The 21,735-nt window shown below is 61.2% G+C and carries 21 protein-coding genes and 1 pseudogene; 10 read left to right on the top strand and 12 right to left on the bottom strand.

Going from position 1 to position 21,735, the window contains the following annotated elements; translation table 11 throughout:
- Positions 1–88: 88 nt before the first annotated feature.
- Positions 89–1,480, bottom strand: a complete 1,392-nt coding sequence (cysS, locus tag ACZ9DP_RS28250; RefSeq protein ID WP_194729336.1) for a cysteine--tRNA ligase — start codon at positions 1,478–1,480, stop codon at positions 89–91.
- Between the two features lie 310 nt (positions 1,481–1,790).
- Between cysS and ACZ9DP_RS28245 the strand changes: the two genes are divergently transcribed.
- On the top strand, positions 1,791–2,540 hold the full coding sequence (locus ACZ9DP_RS28245) for a glycoside hydrolase family 25 protein (RefSeq protein WP_476204224.1): 750 nt from the start codon (positions 1,791–1,793) through the stop codon (positions 2,538–2,540).
- Positions 2,541–2,543: 3 nt separating this feature from the next.
- Here ACZ9DP_RS28245 and ACZ9DP_RS28240 read toward each other — a convergent pair whose 3' ends face one another.
- From ACZ9DP_RS28240 to radA, 4 genes are all read right to left on the bottom strand, one after another.
- Complete coding sequence (locus tag ACZ9DP_RS28240) at positions 2,544–3,284, bottom strand: SDR family NAD(P)-dependent oxidoreductase (protein WP_074070214.1); 741 nt, start codon at positions 3,282–3,284, stop codon at positions 2,544–2,546.
- 92 nt (positions 3,285–3,376) lie between these two features.
- Positions 3,377–4,867: an amidophosphoribosyltransferase gene (gene purF, locus ACZ9DP_RS28235; RefSeq protein ID WP_074067213.1), complete on the bottom strand. Its 1,491-nt coding sequence runs from the start codon at positions 4,865–4,867 to the stop codon at positions 3,377–3,379.
- Between the two features lie 173 nt (positions 4,868–5,040).
- Positions 5,041–5,679 carry a CvpA family protein gene (locus ACZ9DP_RS28230; RefSeq protein ID WP_039844445.1) on the bottom strand — a complete coding sequence of 213 codons (639 nt, stop codon included), beginning with the start codon at positions 5,677–5,679 and terminating at the stop codon, positions 5,041–5,043.
- A gap of 94 nt (positions 5,680–5,773) precedes the next feature.
- Positions 5,774–7,177: a DNA repair protein RadA gene (gene radA / locus ACZ9DP_RS28225; RefSeq protein ID WP_194729337.1), complete on the bottom strand. Its 1,404-nt coding sequence runs from the start codon at positions 7,175–7,177 to the stop codon at positions 5,774–5,776.
- A gap of 141 nt (positions 7,178–7,318) precedes the next feature.
- Here radA and ACZ9DP_RS28220 point away from each other — a divergent pair, with 141 nt between their 5' ends.
- Entirely contained in the window at positions 7,319–7,954 is a 636-nt protein-coding gene (locus ACZ9DP_RS28220) for a LysE family translocator (RefSeq protein ID WP_476204223.1), read from the top strand.
- Between the two features lie 8 nt (positions 7,955–7,962).
- On the opposite strand, the gene alr is transcribed toward ACZ9DP_RS28220, so the two are convergent.
- Both alr and ACZ9DP_RS28210 read right to left on the bottom strand, forming a co-directional pair.
- Entirely contained in the window at positions 7,963–9,123 is a 1,161-nt protein-coding gene (gene alr, locus ACZ9DP_RS28215) for an alanine racemase (RefSeq protein WP_476204222.1), read from the bottom strand.
- Between the two features lie 104 nt (positions 9,124–9,227).
- Entirely contained in the window at positions 9,228–10,724 is a 1,497-nt protein-coding gene (locus ACZ9DP_RS28210; RefSeq protein WP_074060728.1) for a replicative DNA helicase, read from the bottom strand.
- Between the two features lie 316 nt (positions 10,725–11,040).
- Between ACZ9DP_RS28210 and ACZ9DP_RS28205 the strand changes: the two genes are divergently transcribed.
- Positions 11,041–11,484, top strand: coding sequence for a MarR family winged helix-turn-helix transcriptional regulator (locus tag ACZ9DP_RS28205; protein ID WP_476204221.1), 444 nt, complete (start codon positions 11,041–11,043; stop codon positions 11,482–11,484).
- Positions 11,485–11,561: 77 nt separating this feature from the next.
- Here the strand turns inward: ACZ9DP_RS28205 and rplI are convergent, their stop codons facing one another.
- From rplI to rpsF, 4 genes are all read right to left on the bottom strand, one after another.
- The gene (rplI, locus tag ACZ9DP_RS28200; RefSeq protein ID WP_039844450.1) at positions 11,562–12,140 is read right to left on the bottom strand and encodes a 50S ribosomal protein L9; all 579 of its coding nucleotides are present in this window, start codon (positions 12,138–12,140) and stop codon (positions 11,562–11,564) included.
- Between the two features lie 21 nt (positions 12,141–12,161).
- The gene (locus ACZ9DP_RS28195) at positions 12,162–13,136 is read right to left on the bottom strand and encodes a DUF2232 domain-containing protein (protein ID WP_476205492.1); all 975 of its coding nucleotides are present in this window, start codon (positions 13,134–13,136) and stop codon (positions 12,162–12,164) included.
- A gap of 162 nt (positions 13,137–13,298) precedes the next feature.
- Entirely contained in the window at positions 13,299–13,547 is a 249-nt protein-coding gene (gene rpsR, locus ACZ9DP_RS28190) for a 30S ribosomal protein S18 (protein ID WP_004680498.1), read from the bottom strand.
- 13 nt (positions 13,548–13,560) lie between these two features.
- A complete protein-coding gene (gene rpsF, locus ACZ9DP_RS28185; RefSeq protein ID WP_039844451.1) occupies positions 13,561–14,022 on the bottom strand; it encodes a 30S ribosomal protein S6 in 462 nt (153 codons plus the stop codon).
- 293 nt (positions 14,023–14,315) lie between these two features.
- Here rpsF and ACZ9DP_RS28180 point away from each other — a divergent pair.
- A pseudogene (locus ACZ9DP_RS28180) lies at positions 14,316–14,602 on the top strand (plasmid stabilization protein).
- A gap of 61 nt (positions 14,603–14,663) precedes the next feature.
- On the opposite strand, the gene ACZ9DP_RS28175 reads toward ACZ9DP_RS28180, so the two are convergent.
- Positions 14,664–15,707 (bottom strand): aldo/keto reductase, encoded by a 1,044-nt coding sequence (locus tag ACZ9DP_RS28175; RefSeq protein ID WP_476204220.1) that lies wholly within the window; start codon positions 15,705–15,707, stop codon positions 14,664–14,666.
- Between the two features lie 200 nt (positions 15,708–15,907).
- Between ACZ9DP_RS28175 and fabD the strand changes: the two genes are divergently transcribed.
- The 6 genes from fabD (at position 15,908) to ACZ9DP_RS28145 (ending at position 21,734) form a co-directional block, all read left to right on the top strand.
- Complete coding sequence (gene fabD / locus ACZ9DP_RS28170; RefSeq protein ID WP_476204219.1) at positions 15,908–16,852, top strand: ACP S-malonyltransferase; 945 nt, start codon at positions 15,908–15,910, stop codon at positions 16,850–16,852.
- A gap of 30 nt (positions 16,853–16,882) precedes the next feature.
- Positions 16,883–17,620: a 3-oxoacyl-[acyl-carrier-protein] reductase gene (fabG, locus tag ACZ9DP_RS28165; RefSeq protein WP_039844455.1), complete on the top strand. Its 738-nt coding sequence runs from the start codon at positions 16,883–16,885 to the stop codon at positions 17,618–17,620.
- Between the two features lie 286 nt (positions 17,621–17,906).
- Entirely contained in the window at positions 17,907–18,143 is a 237-nt protein-coding gene (locus tag ACZ9DP_RS28160; protein ID WP_022714691.1) for an acyl carrier protein, read from the top strand.
- A gap of 88 nt (positions 18,144–18,231) precedes the next feature.
- Entirely contained in the window at positions 18,232–19,494 is a 1,263-nt protein-coding gene (fabF, locus tag ACZ9DP_RS28155; RefSeq protein ID WP_039844456.1) for a beta-ketoacyl-ACP synthase II, read from the top strand.
- A gap of 117 nt (positions 19,495–19,611) precedes the next feature.
- Complete coding sequence (mltG, locus tag ACZ9DP_RS28150; protein WP_194729343.1) at positions 19,612–20,832, top strand: endolytic transglycosylase MltG; 1,221 nt, start codon at positions 19,612–19,614, stop codon at positions 20,830–20,832.
- 14 nt (positions 20,833–20,846) lie between these two features.
- Positions 20,847–21,734: a YicC/YloC family endoribonuclease gene (locus ACZ9DP_RS28145; protein WP_476204218.1), complete on the top strand. Its 888-nt coding sequence runs from the start codon at positions 20,847–20,849 to the stop codon at positions 21,732–21,734.
- The last annotated feature ends 1 nt before the right edge of the window (position 21,735 follow it).

The following is a 21,735-nucleotide window of genomic DNA, read 5'->3' as shown; positions in this document are numbered from 1 at the left end:
GGGGTGTTGTTCCGAAGCGGCGTGACGCAGTAGCCCCTCCCATTTGTGGGGAGGGGTTGGGGAGAGGCATTTTTCGATAGCACTGACCTCACCGCTTCACCTCCCAGGTCGTCACGCGCTCGCCGGTGACCGCATCTTTGCCGTCCTTGAGCTGGATGCCCTCGGCAAGCAGCGTCTCGCGGATCTTGTCGGCCTCATTGAAGTTTTTTGCCTTCAAGAGTTCAAGGCGGGCGCGCACCCGCCTGTCGATCTCGGCGGCGACCGCCTCATCCACTTCCGTTTCCTTCGGCTCCACGCCGAGAAGGGCAGCGCTCGCCGCGAAGGCGGCGGCGTTGCCGGACTGCGCCAGGGCATGAAGCGCCTGAACGGCGGCGACGGTGTTCAGGTCATCGGCAAGCGCGTTCAGTACTGCCTCGTCCGGCGACGCGTCGCCGGCATCCGCCGCTGGCCACTTCGCCAGCAGGCGTTCGGCCTCTTCTAGCCGCTTGATCGAAAAATCGATCGGCTCGCGGTAATGCGTCATCAGCATCGCAAGCCGCAAAACTTCGCCCGGCCACTTCCGGCCGCCGAATTTTTCGGTGTGCAGCAGCTCGTAGATGGTGACGAAGTTGCCCTCGGATTTCGACATCTTGCGGCCCTCGACCTGCAGGAAGCCGTTGTGCATCCAGACATTCGACATCACATCCGTGCCGTGGGCGCAACGGGATTGGGCGATCTCGTTTTCGTGGTGCGGGAAGATCAGGTCCAACCCGCCGCCGTGAATATCGAAGACCTCGCCGAGATAGCGCTGGCTCATCGCCGAGCATTCGATATGCCAGCCCGGACGGCCGCGGCCCCAGGGGCTTTCCCAGCCCGGTTCGTTATGGCTCGAAAGCTTCCAGAGAACGAAGTCGCCGGGGTTCTTCTTGTGCGCATCGACGGCGACGCGCGCGCCGGCCTGTTGCTCATCGAGATTGCGCTTCGAAAGCGCGCCGTAATCCGCCATGGATTTCGTGTCGAACAGCACTTCGCCCTCCGCCTGATAGGCGTGGCCCTTGGCAATCAGCTTTTCGATGATCTCGATCATCTGCGCGATGTTTTCGGTCGCGCGCGGCTGGATGGTCGGATCAAGGCAGCCGAGAGCCGTGGCATCTTCGAGATACTGCGTCTCGGTTTTTTCGGTGACCAGGCGGATCGCCTCGTTCAGCGGCAAGCCGGGGTGGTCGCGCAGAGCCCGCAGGTTGATCTTGTCGTCGACGTCGGTGATATTGCGCGCATAGGTGACGTGCTCGGCGCCATAGACGTGCCTGAGCAGCCGGAACAGCACATCGAAAATGATGGCGGGCCGCGCATTGCCGATATGGGCGTAGTCATAAACCGTCGGCCCGCAGACGTACATGCGGACGTTGAGCGGATCGATGGGCTTGAAGACCGTCTCCTCGCGCGTCAGCGTATTGTATAGCTTGATTTCCGGCTTCTTCAGTTCCGGCTGGCCGGCCATGTCTATTCTCCCAAAATGCAATGATCCGAAAAATACCGCCGCCGGCGGGCCGGGGCGTTTCTCATCTTTGGGTATTTGGGAGACGAAAACGGCCAGGCCAGCGAGCGCGCTAGCGAATAATCCGGCAGATAATGCAGGTAACCGTTTTCATGGCGGGTTTTATGGCGCGGGAACGATGTTTGGTCAAGTGGTGCGTAAGAGACGAGCGTCGCGAACGCAAGTGCAGGGCTGGCATGGCGAATGATTCGCCATCTTTCCGGCGCAAGGCTTTCCTGGCCAAAGGCGGAAGCGGTGGAGCGAGAGAGCATCAGTGAAGAAAGCAGTTCAACGAGCCGTCATCAGCGCGGCGATTCTAGCGGTCGCATCCGCTTCCTATTTGGCTTACGATTTCGGCATGATCCGCTTCAATCATCCATCCATCAAGGACTATCCGATCCAGGGCATCGACGTTAGCCACCATCAGGGCGACATCGACTGGAAGAAGCTCGCCGCTCAACTGAATGTCCGCTTCGCCATCATCAAGGCGACAGAGGGCGGGGATCATAAGGACAGGCGATTTGCCCGGAACTGGCAGGCCGCAAAAGAGGCCGGCATCGTGCGCGGGGCATATCACTTCTTCACCTTTTGCCGTCCCGGCCGTGAGCAGGCGCAGAACGTATTGGCGACAGTTCCCAAAGAGCAGGGCACGCTGCCCATTGCGATTGATCTCGAATTTGTCGGCAACTGCGACAAAGTTCCGACGGTCGAGCAGCTGACCGCCGAGGTCAATGCCTTCCTGGCCGAGATCAAGAGCACATATCCGGAAAAGCCAATATTCTACGTCACGCAGGAATTCTTCGACCAATATCTGAAAGGCAACGAATCCAGCTTCCCGGATCATTATCTCTGGTTGCGCAGCGTATTCAAAGAACCAGAGCAGGAAAAATGCGGCCGCTGGTCGATATGGCAGTTTGCCGACAACGGCAAAGTCGATGGCATCGACGGGCCGGTTGACCTCAACGCGCTCTGCCCTACGGAAACGGGCCTTGCGGCGCTGTTTGCTGAAAAAGCCGGCCGGTAGCCCTTATTCCGGCAGCCGGTAATCTACAAGCCTGTTCTCGCGGACGATGAAGAGCTTGCCTGTCTCGGTTACATCCGGGCCGACGAGCGGCAGGATCGCCTTGGCGACTTCGGAAGGATGCGGCAGCGTCGCGGGATCTTCGCCGGGCACGGCCTGGGCGCGCATGGCGGTGCGGGTGGCGCCGGGATCAACGCTGGTGATGCGAAGAGCCGTCGACCGGCTTTCGCCGGCCCAGGTGCGGGCGAGCGCTTCGACCGCGGCTTTCGACGCGGAGTAAGGCCCCCAGAAAGGCCGGCATTTGTGAGCGGCAGCCGAAGAAATGATCACGGCGCGGCCGGCGTGCGAGCGCGCCAGCAGCGGATCGACGGAGCGGATCAGCCGCCAGGTGGCCGTGACGTTGATGTTCATCACTTTGTCGAAGGTCTTTGCCTCGATATGGCCGATCGGCGAGATGACGCCGAGCACACCGGCATTGGCAACGAGGATGTCGAGCTTGCCCCAGCGCTCGAAAATCGAGGCGCCGAGCGCGTCGATGGCGTTCATATCCGCAAGATCGAAAGGCACGAGTGTGGCGCTGCCGCCCGCAGCCTTGATCGCGTCGTCAAGCTCCTCGAGGCCGCCGACCGTACGGGCGCAGGCGATCACGTGGGCTCCGGCCTTTGCCAGTTCCAGCGCCGTGAAATAGCCGATGCCCCGCGATGCACCGGTGACGAGTGCGATGCGGTTTTTGAGGTCGATGGTCATGATCGTGTGGTCCGTGTCGGTTGCGCGCAAACGCATCCCACCTAATGAGGGGAAGAGGAGGCGCCGGCGTTCATTCAGGTTTATGAAGTCCCTTAGCCGTTGCTGGCCATCACGGCGAGCTTGCGCACGTTGCTCGTGCTTTCCTTGTCGAGCAGGCGCGTCGGGTAGTCGCCGGTGAAATAGTGGTCGGTGAACTGCGGATTCTCGTTGTTGCGATCTTCCCCGCCGACCGCACGATAAAGCCCGTCGATCGAGAGGAATTCGAGCGAATCCGCGCCGATGTAATCGCACATCGCCTTCAGGCTGTTGTACTGGTTGGCAAGCAGCTTGTCGGCGTCCGGCGTATCGATGCCGTAGAAGTCCGGGAAATAGATCATCGGGCTTGCGACGCGGATATGGACTTCCTTCGCGCCTGCGTCGCGGATCATCTGGACGATCTTCAGCGAGGTGGTGCCGCGCACGATCGAATCGTCGACGAGGACGACGCGCTTGCCTTGGATCATCGCCCGGTTGGCCGAATGCTTCAGTTTGACGCCGAAGGCGCGGATCTGCTGCGTCGGCTCGATGAAGGTACGGCCGACATAGTGGTTGCGGATGATGCCGTATTCGAAAGGAATGCCGCTCTGCTGAGCGTAACCGAGCGCTGCCGGCGTACCGCCGTCGGGAACCGGCACGACGACATCGGCATCGACCGGGGCTTCCTTGGCGAGATTGATGCCCATGTTCTTGCGGGCGACATAGATGCTGCGGCCGCCGACGACGGAGTCAGGGCGAGCGAAGTAAACAAATTCGAAGAGGCAGAGACGCTCCGGCTTCGGCGCTTCGGGCTTGCGGGCATCGATGGTGATCGAGCCGTCCGGCTGGATTTCGCAGATGACGACTTCGCCGTTCTCGACGTCGCGGATGTATTTGGCGCCGATGATGTCGAGCGCACAGGTCTCCGAACAGAAGATCGGCTTGCCGTCGAGCTCGCCCATGACGAGCGGACGGATGCCGATCGGGTCGCGCGCGGCGATCAGCTTCGTGCGGGTCATGGCCAGCATCGAATAACCGCCTTCCATCTGGCGGATCGCATCGATGAAGCGGTCGGAGGAGGAGACCTGTTTGGAGCGGGCGATCAGGTGGAGGACGACTTCGGTATCCGAGGTCGACTGACAGATGGCGCCGTCGGCAATCAGTTGACGGCGAAGCGTCAGGCCGTTGGTGAAGTTGCCGTTATGGGCGACAGCGATGCCACCGACTTCCAGTTCGGCAAAGAGCGGCTGGACGTTGCGGAGTGCCACCTCACCCGTCGTCGAATAGCGCGTGTGGCCGATGGAGATGAAGCCTGGCAGCTTCGCGAGCGTTGCAGGATCGGTGTAGTGGTCGCCGACGAGCCCCATGCGCTTTTCGGTATGGAACTGGCGGCCGTCGAAGGTGACGATACCGGCCGCTTCCTGTCCACGGTGCTGGAGGGCGTGAAGCCCGAGAGCCGTCAGCGTTGCTGCATCGGGATGGCCGAGAATGCCGAAGACGCCGCATTCCTCGTGGAGTGTATCTCCATCGAGTTCATCGTTGAGCGTGGAGGAATGGGACTGGTTCATTGATGCGGGCCTTTGCTCTCACAAGAATGGATCGGCTTTTCCATAGCATGATGCCGGATTCAGGCATTTTAAACGGCGGCGGCCCGGCAGAGCAAATGCCCGGCCGGACCCTTATGTCACGTCCCGCTCAAATGGCAATTGCCACGCGGCAGGTCAAGCTGTTGAACACTGTGTCAATTCGACTGCGGCTGCGCGCCGCCCGATGGGGCTGCGCCACCTGCAGGCGCTGTATCATCCGCCGGGGCCTGTTCGCCGGCCGGTGCATTGCTGCCTTGCGTGCCTTCGGCCGGCGGCTGAACCTTCTCGAGCACGCTGGCTTTCACCATCTGTGCGAATTCCTCAGGCAGGACCGATTGCAGCTTTACGACCATCGAGTCAAGGAACGGCTTGGACTTGGCGTTGTTCACCCAAGAGGGCCGGTGATCGGCATCGACGAGCCAGTTCCAGAAGGCCACTGCCACGACGAGAAGCAGTATGCCGCGTGCCGCGCCGAAGAGGAAGCCCAAAGTGCGGTCGAGCGCGCCGATCCGGCTGTCGATGATGAAATCGGCAATCTTCATGGTGATGAACGAGATGACGATCAGCGCAATCAGGAACACGACGGCGGCGGAGCCGACGATCGCGATGCGGTCATCATCGGTGTACCTCTTCGCGTAAGGCACGAGGTACGGATAGAGGTAGTAGGCAGCGGCAGCCGAGCCGCCCCAGCTTGCGATCGACAGCACCTCGCGCGAAAAGCCGCGGACCATCGCCAGAACGGCGGAGAATAGGACGACGCCGATGACAATACCGTCGAAAATCGTGATGGGCATATAAATTCAACTCCAGGACCGCCGCGGTGATGCGGTTCGGTCGGGCCTCATTCGTGTGCATCCTATATCATCACCGTTTATGGCAATGAAAGGATCAAACCTCGTCTTCCACACGTCGTAGCGCACCTTTGGATCCGGCAATGCGCACGACCAGATCCGGCAGGCTGTCGATCTCGCTCCAGCGTCCGCCCGAACCCTTCGGCAAATCGACGGATGCTGACGGAAGCAGCGCTGCAGAAAATCCCAGCTTCTCGGCTTCTTTGAGGCGCTGAGGGGTATGCGCAACCGGACGGACGGCCCCCGACAGGCTGACTTCGCCGAAATAGACGCAATCGGCCGGCAGAGCAATACCGGCAAGCGAGGAAACCAATGCGGATGCGACGGCGAGATCAGCGGCCGGCTCGCTGATACGATAGCCGCCGGCGACATTCAAATAGACGTCATGCTGGCCGAGCCGAACGCCGCAATGGGCCTCGAGCACCGCAAGGATCATCGAAAGTCTGGCGGAATCCCAGCCGACCACGGCGCGGCGCGGCGTTCCGAGCGATGTCGGCGCCACCAGCGCCTGCACTTCGACGAGGATCGGGCGCGTTCCTTCCATGCCGGCGAAGACCGCCGCTCCCGGCGACTTTTCATTGCGCTCGCCGAGGAAAAGTTCAGATGGATTGCCGACCTCACGCAGGCCGCCGTCGGACATTTCGAAGACGCCGATCTCGTCGGTCGGCCCGAAGCGGTTCTTGACCGTGCGCAGGATGCGGTAGTGATGGCCGCGGTCACCTTCGAAGTAGAGCACGGCGTCGACCATGTGTTCCACCACCCGCGGACCGGCGATCTGGCCGTCCTTGGTGACGTGGCCGACGAGAACCATGGCCGCTCCCGTCTGCTTGGCGAAGCGGATCATCGACTGCACGCCGGTGCGCACCTGCGTGACCGTTCCGGGCGCCGATTCGGCCAGTTCGCTCCAGAGCGTCTGGATCGAGTCGATGATGACGAGGTCCGGCCGCTTGCCGTCGGCGAGCGTCGCGAGGATATCCTCGACATTGGTCTCCGCGGCAAGCATGACGTCGGTATCGGCCGCGCGCAGGCGCTGGGCGCGCAGCCGCACCTGCGCCACGGCCTCTTCGCCCGAGACGTAGATGATCTTGTGGCCGCGGCGCGAAAGCGCTGCCGCCGCCTGCATCAGCAGCGTCGACTTGCCAATGCCGGGATCGCCGCCGACGAGCACCGCCGAGCCGCGCACGAAACCGCCGCCGAGCGCCCGGTCGAGTTCCGAGATGCCGGTATGGATGCGCGGCGCTTCTTCGATCTCGCCGGAAAGCGCCGTCAGCGTCACCGGGCGGCCCTTCTTCGGCGTCCTTGCCGGTCCGCCGCCAATCCCGCCCATCGGATCTTCTTCGACGATGGTGTTCCACTCGCCGCAGTTTTCGCATTTGCCCGCCCAGCGGTTGTGGATCGTGCCGCAGCTCTGGCAGATGAATTGTGTCCTGGCCTTGGCCATCAATGATGCTTTCGTCCATGAGCGCCGGCGCGCCCGAATCAGATTTGCCCTAGATAATGGCCTGCGGGACCGATCAAAACTAATGATTTTCCCATCAGGCGCCCAAGTGGCAGCCTGGCGGGATCATCCGACGGATCGCCCATGCTCGATTATTCGCTCGCCCACTGGATCGCCTTCTTCACCGCCGCCGTGCTTCTGAACCTGTCGCCGGGTCCGGATATGGCCTTTATCCTCGGCCATACGATCAAGAGCGGCACGCGTGCCGGCTTTTCGGCTGTCTTCGGCATCTGGACCGGCGCATGCCTGCACGCGCTTCTCGCAGCCTTCGGCCTTTCGGCGGTCCTTGCCGCCTCTGCCGTTGCCTTCTCGGCAGCGAAGTGGATTGGTGCGATCTATCTCGTCTGGCTCGGCATCCAGGCCCTGCGGTCGAGCGGCGAGGGCGGCTTCGTCAAGGCGACAGGCGAAAGGCTGCACTCAGGACGGATCTACCGGCAGGGTTTGCTCGTTTCGCTGCTTAACCCGAAGGTTGCGATCTTCTTTCTCGCCTTCCTGCCGCAGTTCGTCGTCGAAGGCGCTGGGCCTGCCTGGCTACAGCTTTCCGTGCACGGTGGGCTGATTATCGTCGTGGCCGCCTTCATAGAGCCGCCGCTGATCCTAGCCGGAGGGCGGCTTGCCGATCTGATCAAACGCAACAGGAGGGTCGGCCTCTGGCTCGATCGCGGGCTTGGCGCGCTGTTCGTTGCCCTCGGCGTGCGGCTGGCCCTGACAAGCCGCTGAGCCGGACCTCATTCTTCGCTGGCGTATTTTCGCTCATACCGCAACCCGACGCTTGCCAGCATCTCGTAGCTGATCGTGCCTGCCGCCCGTGCCGCATCGTCAACGGGGATGTTCCTGCCGAAGAGCTCGATGTAATCGCCGGCACGGATGAGGTTTTCCGGTAGGTCGGTCACATCGAAGATGGAAAGGTCCATGGTGATGCGCCCGGCGACCGGCACGGTGTAGCCCTCAAAGAAGCCTTGGCCGCCCTGCGGCACGACTTGGCGAAGCGGGACGCCGCCGCTCGACTGGCTGCGCATGTAGCCGTCGGCATAGCCGGCGGAAACGATGGCGAGGCGGCTATCGCGGTCAAGCTTCAGCGCCCGGCCATAACTCACGGATTCGCCAGCGCGCACGGTGCGGACCTGGATCACGCGGGCCTCCGCGGTCGCAACCGGCCGCATGGGGTTCGCCATGCCGCTCACCGCTTCGCCGCCGTAGATGGCAATGCCGGGGCGCGTCAGGTCGAAATGATAATCCTCGCCAAGAAAGATGCCGCCGGATGCTGCGAGGCTTGATTCGATACCTTCATATGCGGCGCTAACCTTGCGGAATGATTCGAGCTGCTGCTTGTTCATCTGCGATGAAGGATCGTCGCCGCAGGCGAGATGGCTCATGACCAGAACCGGGGCGAAGCTGGCCGGGCGGGAGACGTCATCAGCCAGCGCAAGCGCTTCGTCGATATGAAGGCCGAGCCGGTTGAAGCCGGTGTCGACATGCAGCGCGCAAGGGTAATCGCCATACTCCGAAAGCACCGCCATCCAAAAGGCGAGCTGCTCCTCGGAGGAGATGACCGGCACGAGGTCGTTTTCAAAGAAACGTCGTTCAGTGCCTAGCCAGATGCCGGCGAGCACGAAGATGCGCGCATCAGGCGCGTAGAGGCGCAGCGTCACGCCTTCATCGACCGTTGCGACGAAGAAGTCGCGGGCACCCGCGATGTAGAGCGCTTCCCCAGCGTCCTCGATGCCCATGCCATAGGCGTCGGCCTTCACGACCGCGGATGCGCGCGCCCTTTTGGAGCGCCGTGCCATGTCCCGCCAGTTTTCCGTCAGCGCAGTCAGGTCGACAGTCAGTCGCACGCCGGCGGAAGCAAACCTGTCTTCTTCGGAGGCGGCGGAAATTTCAGTCATGAATCCACATAAAAAAATGGCCGGAGATGAGTCTCCGGCCAGTTTAAAGGTCAATTTGGTCAATAGGAAGTCCGCCCCGCACCGCAGCAAGAAATCGGAACTGCTCAGTGTTCCTCGTACTGAATGAAGGACGGGTCGGCGAGGTCGGCAAAGCGCGTGAATTCCGCCTGGAAGGCAAGCTTTACTGTGCCGGTCGGTCCGTGACGCTGCTTGGCGATGATGACGTCCGCCGTGCCCTTCACCTTGTCGAACAGCGCTTCCCACTCCGCATATTTCGGATCGGCAGGATCGCGGGGTTCCATGTTCTTGACGTAATATTCCTCGCGGAAAACGAAGAGCACGACGTCGGCGTCCTGCTCGATCGAGCCCGATTCACGCAGGTCGGAGAGCTGCGGGCGCTTGTCGTCGCGGCTTTCGACCTGACGCGAAAGCTGTGAGAGCGCGATGATCGGAACGTTCAGTTCCTTGCCGAGGGCTTTCAGGCCGGTGGTGATCTGGGTGATTTCCTGGACGCGGTTCTCGTTCGACTTACCCGAGCCGGTCATCAGCTGCACGTAGTCGACGACCAGCACGTCGAGGCCGCGCTGGCGCTTGAGCCGCCGTGCGCGGGCGGCAAGCTGGGCGATCGAGATGCCGCCGGTCTGGTCGATGTAGAGCGGCACCTTCTGCATCATCATCGAGCAGGCGACGAGTTTTTCGAAGTCCGCGTCGTTAATGTCGCCGCGGCGGATTTTCGAGGAGGAGACTTCCGTCTGCTCGGAGATGATGCGGGTGGCGAGCTGTTCCGACGACATTTCGAGCGAGTAGAAGCCGACGACGCCACCGTTCTTCGCCTTCATGCTGCCGTCGGATTGGACTTCGCCCTCATAGGCGGCGGCGATATTGTAGGCGATATTGGTTGCAAGCGAGGTCTTGCCCATGCCCGGACGTCCGGCAAGGATTATCAAGTCGGAGCGCTGCAGTCCGCCCATCTTCGAATCGAGCGAATGGATGCCGGTCGAAATGCCCGAGAGGCCGCCGTCGCGCTCCTTGGCGACTGCCGCCATGTCGATCGCCAGCGCCACGGCGTCGTTGAAGGCCTGGAAGCCGCCGTCGTAGCGGCCGTTTTCGGCAAGCTCGAAGAGGCGGCGTTCGGTATCTTCGATCTGCGTCTGCGGCGGCATGTCGAGCGGCGCGTCGTAGGCGATGTTGACCATGTCCTCGCCGATGGTGATCAGCGCCCGGCGCAGCGCCAGATCGTAGATCGCGCGCCCGTAGTCCTCGGCGTTGATGATTGTCACGGCTTCGCGGGCAAGGCGCGCGAGATATTCGGAGACCGTCATGTCGCCGACCTTCTCGTCGGCCTTCAGGAAGGTCTTGATCGTCACTGGATTGGCGATCTTGCCCATACGGATGATGTCGCCCGCGACCTCGAAAATCTTGCGGTGGAGCGGTTCATAGAGATGGATCGGCTTCAGGAAGTCGGACACCCGGTAATAGGCGTCGTTGTTCATTAGGATGGCACCCAGAAGCGCCTGCTCGGCTTCGATGTTGTTGGGTGCTTCGCGGTAGTGCTGCTCTGCTGGAGCAACGGCGGCAATCTTTCGCGCGGCGTCGTTCATCTTGATCCGTTCTGTCTTTTCCGTTCCCGGATTTGAAGGCTCGCCAGGGCAAATGCAAGTGCAGCTCAGCAACAGCCTTGGGCCTGTCGTGAAATCTGTAACGCTTTGCACATTGTTCGACTTCTCCACAGCGCTGATGGCCGCCAGGGAGAAAATATTGCCGATGTCACCTTGAGGACACGGCATGAAGACCGCGACTCATTCCAACCGATAATATTTTAGCCTGAATGCCTTGAGCGTGGCACTTGAAAAGACGTCTGAACTCAATTAGACAGAGGAAATATAATTAGTGCGCTAACTAAATAATGGGGAATCTATGGGGAATATACTTCTCAGGCGGCAACTCATTGAGGACATCGCTGCGTTTACCCGAAAATTGAGAGCGACGTTCGATTCCCTGGTGCGTGAGAGAAACATGACACTGCCGCGCGCGCGAGTCTTTTTTACGCTCAACAAGAAGGACGGCATCAATCAGCGAGAACTGGCCGAACGGCTGGAACTCGAAACGCCGACGCTGGTCCGGATCCTGGACGCAATGGAGGCGCAAGGCTTCCTGGAACGCCGTGTCGCTGGTTCCGATCGCCGCGCCAAGGAGATCTACATGACGGATGCGGGAAGGGTCGTCGCCGGCGAGGTCGAGGATCTTGCCGCAGACGTGCGCGCCCGGGTCGTCGCCGGCATTTCCGAAAGTGACTTGAGGACGACGCTGAGCGTCATCCGCGCCATGCAGGCAAACCTGCTGGCAGTTCGGGGGCAATGAGAACCGCGGCCAACTGACAAACGCAAGAAGCCCGGCCTGGAGCCGGGCTTCTGCTTTGTGAAGTAAGCGTGCGAAGCTTATGCTTCGTCTTCGGCGTTGCCGTCGGCATCCGGATCGAAGAAGTCTTCCGCACGAAGGGCGTCTTCATCAACGCCGTAGATCGCGTCGACGGAGGTGAGCGTCTCGCCCTTTGCCTGGCGCTCGGCTTCGTCGGCGGAGCGGGCAACGTTGAGATTGACGTGGATTTCGACTTCGGCGTGAAGCTGCAGTTCGACCTTGTGGATACCGATCGCCTTGATCGGCGTGTTCAGGTGAACCTGGTTACGGCCGATGTTGAAGCCTTCGGCGGCCAGGATTTCAACGACGTCGCGGGCAGCAACCGAGCCGTAGAGCTGGCCGGTTTCGCCGGCAGAGCGAACGACGATGAAGGACTTGCCGTTAAGGACGTCGGCGACCTTCTGGGCTTCCGACTTGCGCTCGAGGTTGCGGGCTTCGAGCGTTGCGCGTTCGGATTCGAAACGGGCCTTGTTGGCGGCGTTGGCGCGCAGTGCCTTGCCGAGCGGCAGGAGGTAGTTGCGTGCAAAGCCGTCACGAACCTTGACGGTTTCGCCCATCTGGCCGAGCTTGGAGATGCGTTCGAGAAGAATGACTTCCATCTTCGTTTTCCTTTCGTGTCTCTAGGTTTTCTTATCTGTGGATTGAGGGGCATCGGCATTCTTGTTCGGGGTCAGGGCAATCGCCTTGCGCGTATCGGACAGACCGACGACAAGAATGAAAAAAGCTGGCAGCATCAGAACGAGCGATGCCAGGTAGCAGAGGACGAGCGCCGGCAGGCGCCAGTCCTTGCCGCGCGTGCGGAAATGCAGCGCGGCGAAGCCGGAAAGCAGGAAGCCGGCGCCAAAGGTGCCGACGACAGTTGCTCCGATCATCGCCGGAACGCCGCCGAAGAAGGTGGCGGCAAGACCAGCGAGGAAGACGAAGATCGCGTTGCGGTTCATGCGCAGCGCGGACGGAATGTCCTCGCGCGGGCGGAGCGCGCGGCCGGACGCATTCACGATGCGTGCCGCGATATAGTAGGCCGCAAACAGCATCAGCACCCACATCGCGCCCTGAATGGCGGGCAGCATCAGGAGCAGCAGCGACTTGGTCTGCGCAGTGGCCGTGTCATTGAATGTGAAATCCGGCTGTTGTTGCGCAAAGGAACCGAAAAGTGCATCGACCATCTGGCCGATAAGTTCCGGGCCATAGCCGATCATGTAGCCGGTCACGATGACGGCGAGCGTCACCAGGCCGCAGAGATGCAGCAGGATGTCGGAGAGCGGATACCAGGCCGTCAGGTGTTCCGGGCCGCCGAGCTCGGCGGCGGGGCGGGCAAGGTTTGCCAGGTGGCTGATCCAGCCGGCGGGAATCAGCGTCACCAGCGTCATCATCAGCGCGAAAGCCGGAGAGGCGGCGACAGCGCCGAAGGCGGCAGCGGTGACGACGGCAGAGATTGCCGCGGCATTGCCCCAGCCAAGACCCACGAGAAGGATGGGCAGGGCGGAAGCGGCGTAGAGCAGGGCGCTGAACGACAACTGGACGCTCGCGCCGAGCGCCAGGAGCGCGGCGGTCAATCCGGCGAGCGCGCCGGTCAGCAGCCTCTTGAAGTTCATTTTGGTCACGTCGCTGTCCTGCTTCATCAAGCAGTTAGAGGATGTCTCCTGAATCAAATTCAGAAAAACCCGCCTCAACATGGGTTTTCAGGGTTCCGATCCGCGCCCACCGCGGAAGGGATGCGACCCTCTGGTTCGGGACCAGAGGGTCGCGATAGCAAATTAGGCTACGACGTACGGCAGCAGGCCGAGGAAGCGGGCGCGCTTGATCGCCTGGGCGAGTTCGCGCTGCTTCTTCTGCGAAACAGCCGTGATGCGGGACGGAACGATCTTGCCGCGCTCGGAAATGTAACGCTGCAGAAGACGGACGTCCTTGTAGTCGATCCGCGGAGCATTCGCACCCGAGAACGGGCAGGTCTTGCGGCGGCGATGGAACGGGCGGCGGACCGGAGCGGAGGAAGCTTCAGACATATCTCAAATCTCCTTATACGCGGTCTTCGCGCGGACGGCGCGGACGGTCTTCACGGTCGCCGAAGCCACCTTCGCGCGGCGGGCGCGGGCCACGGTCGAAACCGCCTTCGCGCGGGCCACGGGCGCCGTCACGCGGGCCACGGTCGTCGCGGTCGCGCTTCTGCATCATGGCAGACGGGCCTTCTTCGTGCTTTTCGACAGCGAGCGTCATGTAACGCAGAACATCTTCGCTGATGCGCATCTGGCGTTCCATTTCTTGGACGGCAGCTGGCGGTGCATCGATGTCCATCAGGGCGTAGTGAGCCTTGCGGTTCTTCTTGATGCGGTAGGTGAGGGACTTAAGACCCCAGTTTTCGATGCGCCCGACTTTGCCGCCGTTAGCTTCGATCACGCCCTTGTACTGTTCTACGAGGGCATCGACTTGCTGAGCGGAAATATCCTGCCGGGCAAGGAATACATGTTCATAAAGAGCCATGACAGCTTTGCCTTTCTTGCGTTGGTTCAACCCGATATTCGGCGGCTAAGCCTCAACGACTGCTCCTGATTGGGCTGAACCCAGGCAAGAAAAGCGTTTCCGAGACGGTCGAGAGCGGAGACACGGGAGGCTGGAACGCTTCCGTTCCGAACGATTTCCAAAGAAACCGGCCCTCCGTTCAGCCACCAGCCAGAAGACCGGGTTTGCGAACAGGGGCGCTTATACGGATTTTTCGGCGAAAGGCAAGCGTTCGGATACAATTAAGCAGGGCCATCTTGCCGTTTACAGTCATCTTGAGGGCAAATTCTGCATATGCCAGAAAGGAGTTATCCGCGGCCGAACCTCGGCTTTTCGCTCGCAGCGCCAAGCCCATAATCTTGTCCACAGGCTTGCGCACCGTGAAAACCGTTCTATCGCCGATATAGTCGTGAGCGCTCTCGAATTCGATGAGATCCGACAGGCGAGCCGGGGACCCGGCCCGGCTTTCTATAAGCGCTTGGCCGAAAGGCATGCGACAGACACCGACCTGAAAGCGGTCATCAAGGAAGGGCGCAGTCCTCACAAGGGTATAGACCTTTGATTCTCCGCAGCGCTGGAAACAGATGTTCCGGGCTTGGTTTATCCGAAGTCCGTAGCGCTCGTCACAGCGGCATCGGATACTGCCGGTGGACCTTTTCGATCTCGGAGAGGACGTCGCTCGAGAGTTTCACCTCGACGGCGCTCAGATCGACCTCCAGCTGCTCCATCGTCGTTGCGCCGATGATGACGGAGGTCATGAAGCGGCGGGTGAGGCAGAAGGCAAGCGCCATGGCTGCCGGATCAAGCCCGTGCCTCGCTGCAATCTCGACACAGGCCCTGGTGGGCGCTTCCTGCAGCGGCTGCAACCGGCCGCCGAGATCGCCGTTGATCGTAGCGCGCGATCCTTCTGGCCTGACGCCATCGAGATATTTTCCGGTGAGCAGGCCAGCCGCAAGCGGTGAATAGGCGAGCAGGCCGACATCCTCGTGATGCGACAGTTCCGCCATGTCCAGGTCGAAGTGGCGGTAGAGCAGGCTGTATTCGTTCTGGATGCTGGCGACACGTGGAAGGCCCTTGTGCTCGGAGAGCGTCAGGTATTTCTGCGTGCCCCATGCAGTTTCATTGGACAGGCCGACGGCGCGCACCTTGCCTTCCTTCACGAGCATATCCATCGTTTCGAGGATATCGGTGATGTTGGCGACCGCCTTTGCCCGATCCTGCTTGAAGGGGTCGTAATGCCAGTTCTGCCGGAAGTGGAAATGCCCACGGCTCGGCCAATGGATTTGGTAGAGATCGATGTAATCGGTCTGTAGCCGCTTGAGGCTCGCTTCGACGGCAAGCTTGATATTCTTGGCGTCGGCACCTTCGCCGCCCCGGATATAGGAGCGTCCAGGCCCCGCGACCTTTGTCGCCAGCACGATGTCGTTGCGCTTGCCGGTCGTTGCGAACCAGCTGCCGATATAATCCTCGGTGCGCCCCTGTGTTTCCGCTGAAAGGGGAGTTGTCGGGTAAAGTTCGGCGGTATCGAAGAAGTTGACGCCTTTCTCGACGGCGTAATCCATCTGCTCGTGCGCTTCGGTTTCGGTGTTCTGCGTGCCCCACGTCATGGTGCCGAGGCAGATTTGCGAAACGGAAATATCGGTGCGGCCTAATCTATTAAACTTCATTGGAACCTTGAAAACAGATGAGCGGAGGTAGCCGGGGAGGGCGGCGCAAATTTAGGCGCGAATTGCGCAAGCGCAAGGAAAAAATCGCGGCTTTTCGCGCCTGCAACGGCTCTGGAGACCCTGGCAGCGCTATTGACTCTGCCCGCAAGAACGTCAATTGGAGGCGAAATAGTCCAAATTGACATAATAAGGGACATTAGATGACCGTCGCTTTCACATTTCCCGGCCAGGGAAGCCAGGCCGTGGGCATGGGCAAGGAACTCGCGGAAAATTTTTCCGAGGCCCGTTCCGTCTTCGAAGAGGTTGACGATGCGCTCGGCGAAAAGCTTTCAACAATCATGTTCGAAGGGCCGGAAGATACGCTGACGCTGACGGCCAATGCCCAGCCGGCGCTGATGGCGGTATCGCTTGCGGTGGTCCGTGTCCTTCAGGCGAAGGGTCTCGACCCCAAGTCGAAGGTGTCCTATGTTGCCGGTCATTCGCTCGGCGAATATTCCGCACTCTGTGCCGCCGGCACCTTCTCACTCGCCGAAACCGCGCGTCTACTGCGTATTCGTGGCAACGCCATGCAGGCTGCCGTTCCTGTCGGCGTTGGTGCCATGGCGGCGATCATCGGGCTCGAACATGCCGATGTCGTGGCCGTTTGCGAAGCTGCTTCGGCCGCTGGTGCCTGCCAGATCGCTAACGATAACGGCGGCGGCCAGATCGTCATCTCCGGCGAAAAGGCCGCGGTCGAAAAGGGCGCGGCACTGGCAACCGAGAAGGGCGCCAAGCGTGCGATCCTTCTACCGGTTTCCGCTCCCTTCCACTCCTCACTGATGGCGCCGGCTGCCGAGGCGATGCGCGAAGCGCTCGCGGGCGTTTCAAAGGCCAACCCGGTCGTGCCACTGATCGCCAACGTTCGCGCCGCGCCAGTGACAGACGCCGATGAGATTGCCAGGCTCCTCGTCGAGCAGGTCACCGGCCAGGTCCGCTGGCGCGAAACGGTGGAATGGTTTGCCGCAAACAATGTCACGACGCTTTATGAACTCGGCTCCGGCAAGGTGCTGACCGGCCTTGCGCGCCGCATCGACAAGACGGTGAACGGCATTGCCGTCAATACGCCCGCCGATATCGACGCGGCCGTCGCCGCCCTCATGGCCTGATTGGTTTCACCAGATATAAGGAACGCATCCATGCTCGATCTTTCCGGCCGCAAGGCGCTCGTAACCGGTGCATCCGGCGGCATCGGCGAGGAAATCGCCCGCATTCTCCACAAACAGGGCGCCGTCGTCGGCCTTCACGGCACGCGCGTCGAAAAGCTCGAAGCGCTGGCAAACGAGCTTGGCGACCGCGTCAAGATATTCCCGGCGAACCTCTCCGACCGTGACGAGGTCAAGGCACTCGGCGTCAAGGCCGAAGCCGAGCTCGAGGGCGTCGATATTCTGGTGAACAACGCAGGCATCACCAAGGACGGCCTCTTCGTCCGGATGAGCGACGAGGACTGGGATAACGTCATCGAGGTCAACCTGACAGCGATGTTCCGCCTGACGCGCGAGCTGACGCATCCGATGATGCGCCGTCGCTACGGCCGCATCATCAACATCACCTCGGTGGTCGGTGTCACCGGTAACCCGGGTCAGGCGAACTACTGCGCCTCCAAGGCCGGCATGATCGGCTTCACCAAGTCGCTCGCCCAGGAGATCGCGACCCGCAACGTGACCGTCAATTGCGTCGCGCCGGGCTTCATCGAATCCGCCATGACCGGCAAGCTGAACGACAAGCAGAAGGAAGCGATCATGGGCGCAATCCCGATGAAGCGCATGGGCACGGGTGGCGAAGTGGCGTCCGCCGTTGCCTATCTCGCCTCCTCCGAAGCCGCCTATATGACGGGTCAGACGCTGCACGTAAACGGCGGCATGGCCATGATCTGAAACAGAAACTGGCCCTGTTTGCGTTTTTCGGCGGAATAGCGTGTTGAGCAATGGAACAGGGTTGATTTTCAGGCTTTGCGGCAGACATAAACCGTGTTAAGCGGGCCATGACTGTCACAGTCGTTCCGGGAAACAAGGCGGACCAGCGGGCGTTTTGCCAGCGGGGAACATCTTAGAGAGCCGGGCTAACGAGTTTGCTGAAAGTGCCGAGAGGGCGCCGAAGGCTGAACCAGGGTAGGGATGCCGGAAGGCATTCTCATCAGGATATAAGGTCGAGGAAACCGACATGAGCGATATCGCAGAACGCGTAAAGAAAATTGTTATTGATCATCTTGGCGTCGATGCCGAGAAGGTTGTCGAGAGCGCCAGCTTTATCGACGATCTGGGCGCTGACTCGCTCGACACGGTCGAACTGGTCATGGCCTTCGAAGAAGAATTCGGCGTAGAAATTCCGGACGACGCAGCAGACTCGATCCTCACGGTCGGCGACGCAGTAAAGTTCATTGAAAAGGCCCAGGCTTAATCCTGTGTGATTTTCAAAGGGCGGGCCATGAGTCCGCCCTTTTTGTTTGTGCATTGCTTTAGCGAAAGAACAGGCGGGGAAGCTGTCGATGAGACGGGTCGTCATCACCGGTACCGGTATGGTATCACCCTTGGGATGCGGAACTGAAGTGACGTGGTCGCGGTTGCTCGCCGGCCGCAGCGGCGCCCGCCTTGTCACCGAATTCGAAGTGGATGATCTCCCTGCCAAGATTGCCTGCCGCATTCCGGTTGGTGATGGCACAGAGGGCACATTCAACCAGGATGACTGGATGGAGCCGAAGGAACAGCGCAAGGTCGATCCCTTCATCATCTACGGCATGGCCGCTGCCGACATGGCGCTGAATGACGCCGGCTGGCATCCTGAGAACGACGAGGACCAGATCGCGACCGGCGTGCTGATCGGCTCCGGCATCGGCGGCATCGAGGGTATCGTCGAGGCGGGCTATACGCTCCGCGATAAGGGCCCGCGCCGCATCTCGCCCTTCTTCATTCCCGGCCGCCTGATCAACCTCGTATCCGGCCAGGTCTCGATTCGCCACAAGCTTAGGGGGCCGAACCACTCGGTCGTCACCGCCTGCTCGACTGGCGCGCACGCCATCGGCGATGCTGCCCGTATGATCGCGCTCGGCGATGCCGATGTCATGGTCGCGGGCGGTACGGAATCGCCGGTCAGCCGCATCTCGCTTGCGGGCTTTGCTGCCTGCAAGGCGCTTTCCACGCAGCACAACGACGATCCTGAGAAAGCATCGCGTCCCTACGATCGCGACCGCGACGGCTTCGTCATGGGCGAAGGCGCCGGTATCATCGTTCTCGAAGAGCTGGAACACGCCAAGGCGCGTGGCGCGAAGATCTACGCCGAAATCGTCGGCTACGGCCTCTCGGGCGACGCCTACCACATCACCGCGCCGGCGGAAGACGGTGACGGCGCGCAGCGCTGCATGGCCATGGCGCTGAAGCGCGCCGGTCTGACGGCTGCAGATGTCGATTATATCAACGCGCATGGCACGTCGACCATGGCCGATACGATCGAGCTTGGCGCCGTCGAGCGTCTGGTCGGCAATGCGGCATCGAAGATTTCGATGTCTTCGACCAAGTCGGCGACCGGCCATCTGCTGGGCGCAGCCGGTGCCATCGAGGCGATTTTCGCGACGCTTGCGATCCGCGACAATGTCGCTCCGCCGACGCTCAATCTCGATAATCCCGAGCGCGAAACGGCGATCGATCTTGTCCCGCACAAGGCTCGTCAGCGAGAAATCAATGTTGCACTCTCGAATTCCTTCGGATTCGGCGGTACGAATGCATCGCTGGTGCTGCGCCGCTATACTGCCTGAAGGCGGTTTTTGACAGGACGGGAGGACGGGCCAGTACCTTTCGGGAGGGTGGCCTACCTGTTTTTTGCCGTATTGCTTCTTAAAACAGCGGACAGGGCCAAGTTTAGAGGATTGCCGGTGAGCGATACGAATCAGAGCAACGACGCGGCGGGCCACAACGGCCATCCGGCGCAGAACGGGCCGATCATTCCGAAGTCGCCCAATGAAGCGCTGCGCCCGGAACGCGTTCCGGAGCCGCCGAAGCGCTCGAAGAAGGCGCGCAGCCAGGTCGTCATCTTCCTGAACTTCCTGATGACGATGGTCGTGCTTGCCTGCGCCGCCGGCATCTTCGCCTTCTACTACGCGATCTCCAGTTACCAGGACCCCGGTCCGCTGGAGACGAACACCAATTTCATCGTGCGCAGCGGCGCGGGCCTTTCGGAAATCGCCACCAATCTCGAGCGCAACAACATCGTCTCCGACGCCCGCATCTTCCGCTATCTCACGGCGACGTACCTGAACGAGGGGGAGAGCCTGAAGGCCGGCGAATACGAGATCAAGGCGAAGGCTTCCATGAACGACATCATGGAACTGCTGAAGTCCGGTAAATCGATCCTCTATTCGATCTCCTTCCCGGAGGGCCTGACGGTGCGCCAGATGTTCAACCGCATGAGCGGGGATACCGTCCTCGAAGGCGAGCTGCCGACGGCGCTGCCGCCCGAAGGCAGCCTGCGTCCCGATACCTACAAGTTCTCCCGCGGCACGAAACGCTCCGAGATCATCGACCAGATGGCTGCAGAGCAGAAAAAGCTCGTCGACCAGATCTGGGAGAAACGCGATCCTTCGGTCTCGCTGAAATCCAAGGAAGAGTTCGTGGTACTTGCTTCGATCGTCGAGAAGGAGACTGGCATTCCCGACGAGCGCGCGCATGTCGCATCCGTTTTCCTCAACCGGCTCGCCAAAGGCATGCGGCTTCAGTCCGATCCGACGATCATCTACGGCCTCTTCGGTGGTGACGGCAAGCCTGCCGACCGGCCGATCTACCTGTCGGACCTGAAGAAGGAAACGCCTTACAACACTTACGTGATCAAGGGCCTGCCGCCGACGCCAATCGCAAATCCCGGCCGTGATGCCCTGGAAGCGGCGGCCAATCCCTGGAAGACGGCGGACCTCTATTTCGTTGCCGACGGCACCGGCGGCCACGTTTTTGCGGCGACGCTCGAAGAGCACAATGCCAACGTCAAGCGCTGGCGCAAGCTCGAAGCTGACAAGGGCGCCGATCCGAATATCGTGGTTGACGGCCAGCCGGAGGCCCAGGCCGAGCCGGCGGCTCAGCAGAAGAAAAAGAAGACGAACTGATTTCGGAGGCTCGGATGGCTTTGCAGTCCATGACCGGTTTTGCGCGGCGCGAGGGAACGAGCGGCCGCTGGCGCTGGGCTTGGGAACTGCGGTCGGTCAACGGCAAGGGGCTCGACCTGCGCCTTCGCCTGCCGCCGGGCCTCGAGCGCATGGAAACAGACGTTCGCCGCATTACGGGTGAACAGTTCAGCCGCGGCAACATGCAGGCCAACCTTTCGGTTTCGGCAGCCGAAAACCGCTTCGAAACGGTTCTCAATCAGGACGCTCTGGCCAATGTGCTTGCAATGCGTGACCAGCTTGCAGGCGTCATCGATCCGGCGCCTCTGACCCTCGAAACGCTGCTTTCGATCCGCGGACTCGTCGAATTTCGCGAGACGGAGGACAGCGAAGAAGAAATCGCCGCCCGCGATGCGGACGTCACCAGGGGCCTGCTGGCTGCACTTGCTGACCTCAAGCTCATGCGGGAACAGGAGGGGGCTGCACTGTCTCGCGTGTTGCTCAATCATGTTTCGACGATCGAGGACTTGACGCACGCGATCGAACGCGACCCGTCGCGCACGCCGCAGGAGATTTGCGCGCGCATCAAGGCGCAGGTTGCCTTGCTGATGGACGGAGCGGGCGCGCTCGACCGCGACAGGCTGCATGCGGAGGCCGCTCTGCTTGCGACGAAGGCCGATTTGCGCGAAGAAATCGACCGGCTGAAGGCGCATGTCGCGGCCGCACGGGATCTGTTGGGCCGCGGCGGCCCGGTCGGCCGCAAGCTCGATTTCCTTGCACAGGAATTTAACCGCGAATCGAATACCATCTGTTCGAAGTCGAATGCCTCGGCGGTCACTGCCGCCGGCATCGAACTGAAAGTCGTCATCGACCAGTTCCGCGAACAGGTCCAGAATCTGGAGTAGG

This window comes from Rhizobium sp. USDA 4016, assembly GCF_056279705.1.
This window is presented reverse-complemented; position numbering and strand designations above follow the sequence as displayed.

Bases quoted from the DNA above. Each gene is read 5' to 3' on its own strand.
- ACZ9DP_RS28230 (WP_039844445.1), bottom strand. From the start codon at position 5,679: ATGCCCATCACGATTTTCGACGGTATTGTCATCGGCGTCGTCCTATTC.
- fabD (WP_476204219.1), top strand. From the start codon at position 15,908: ATGACCGTCGCTTTCACATTTCCCGGCCAGGGAAGCCAGGCCGTGGGC.
- ACZ9DP_RS28145 (WP_476204218.1), top strand. From the start codon at position 20,847: ATGGCTTTGCAGTCCATGACCGGTTTTGCGCGGCGCGAGGGAACGAGC.
- ACZ9DP_RS28160 (WP_022714691.1), top strand. From the start codon at position 17,907: ATGAGCGATATCGCAGAACGCGTAAAGAAAATTGTTATTGATCATCTT.
- ACZ9DP_RS28195 (WP_476205492.1), bottom strand. From the start codon at position 13,136: ATGAACTTCAAGAGGCTGCTGACCGGCGCGCTCGCCGGATTGACCGCC.
- cysS (WP_194729336.1), bottom strand. From the start codon at position 1,480: ATGGCCGGCCAGCCGGAACTGAAGAAGCCGGAAATCAAGCTATACAAT.
- rpsR (WP_004680498.1), bottom strand. From the start codon at position 13,547: ATGTCTGAAGCTTCCTCCGCTCCGGTCCGCCGCCCGTTCCATCGCCGC.
- fabF (WP_039844456.1), top strand. From the start codon at position 18,232: ATGAGACGGGTCGTCATCACCGGTACCGGTATGGTATCACCCTTGGGA.
- alr (WP_476204222.1), bottom strand. From the start codon at position 9,123: ATGACTGAAATTTCCGCCGCCTCCGAAGAAGACAGGTTTGCTTCCGCC.
- fabG (WP_039844455.1), top strand. From the start codon at position 16,883: ATGCTCGATCTTTCCGGCCGCAAGGCGCTCGTAACCGGTGCATCCGGC.
- ACZ9DP_RS28240 (WP_074070214.1), bottom strand. From the start codon at position 3,284: ATGACCATCGACCTCAAAAACCGCATCGCACTCGTCACCGGTGCATCG.
- rpsF (WP_039844451.1), bottom strand. From the start codon at position 14,022: ATGGCTCTTTATGAACATGTATTCCTTGCCCGGCAGGATATTTCCGCT.
- ACZ9DP_RS28220 (WP_476204223.1), top strand. From the start codon at position 7,319: ATGCTCGATTATTCGCTCGCCCACTGGATCGCCTTCTTCACCGCCGCC.
- ACZ9DP_RS28175 (WP_476204220.1), bottom strand. From the start codon at position 15,707: ATGAAGTTTAATAGATTAGGCCGCACCGATATTTCCGTTTCGCAAATC.
- rplI (WP_039844450.1), bottom strand. From the start codon at position 12,140: ATGGAAGTCATTCTTCTCGAACGCATCTCCAAGCTCGGCCAGATGGGC.
- radA (WP_194729337.1), bottom strand. From the start codon at position 7,177: ATGGCCAAGGCCAGGACACAATTCATCTGCCAGAGCTGCGGCACGATC.
- ACZ9DP_RS28210 (WP_074060728.1), bottom strand. From the start codon at position 10,724: ATGAACGACGCCGCGCGAAAGATTGCCGCCGTTGCTCCAGCAGAGCAG.
- purF (WP_074067213.1), bottom strand. From the start codon at position 4,867: ATGAACCAGTCCCATTCCTCCACGCTCAACGATGAACTCGATGGAGAT.
- ACZ9DP_RS28205 (WP_476204221.1), top strand. From the start codon at position 11,041: ATGGGGAATATACTTCTCAGGCGGCAACTCATTGAGGACATCGCTGCG.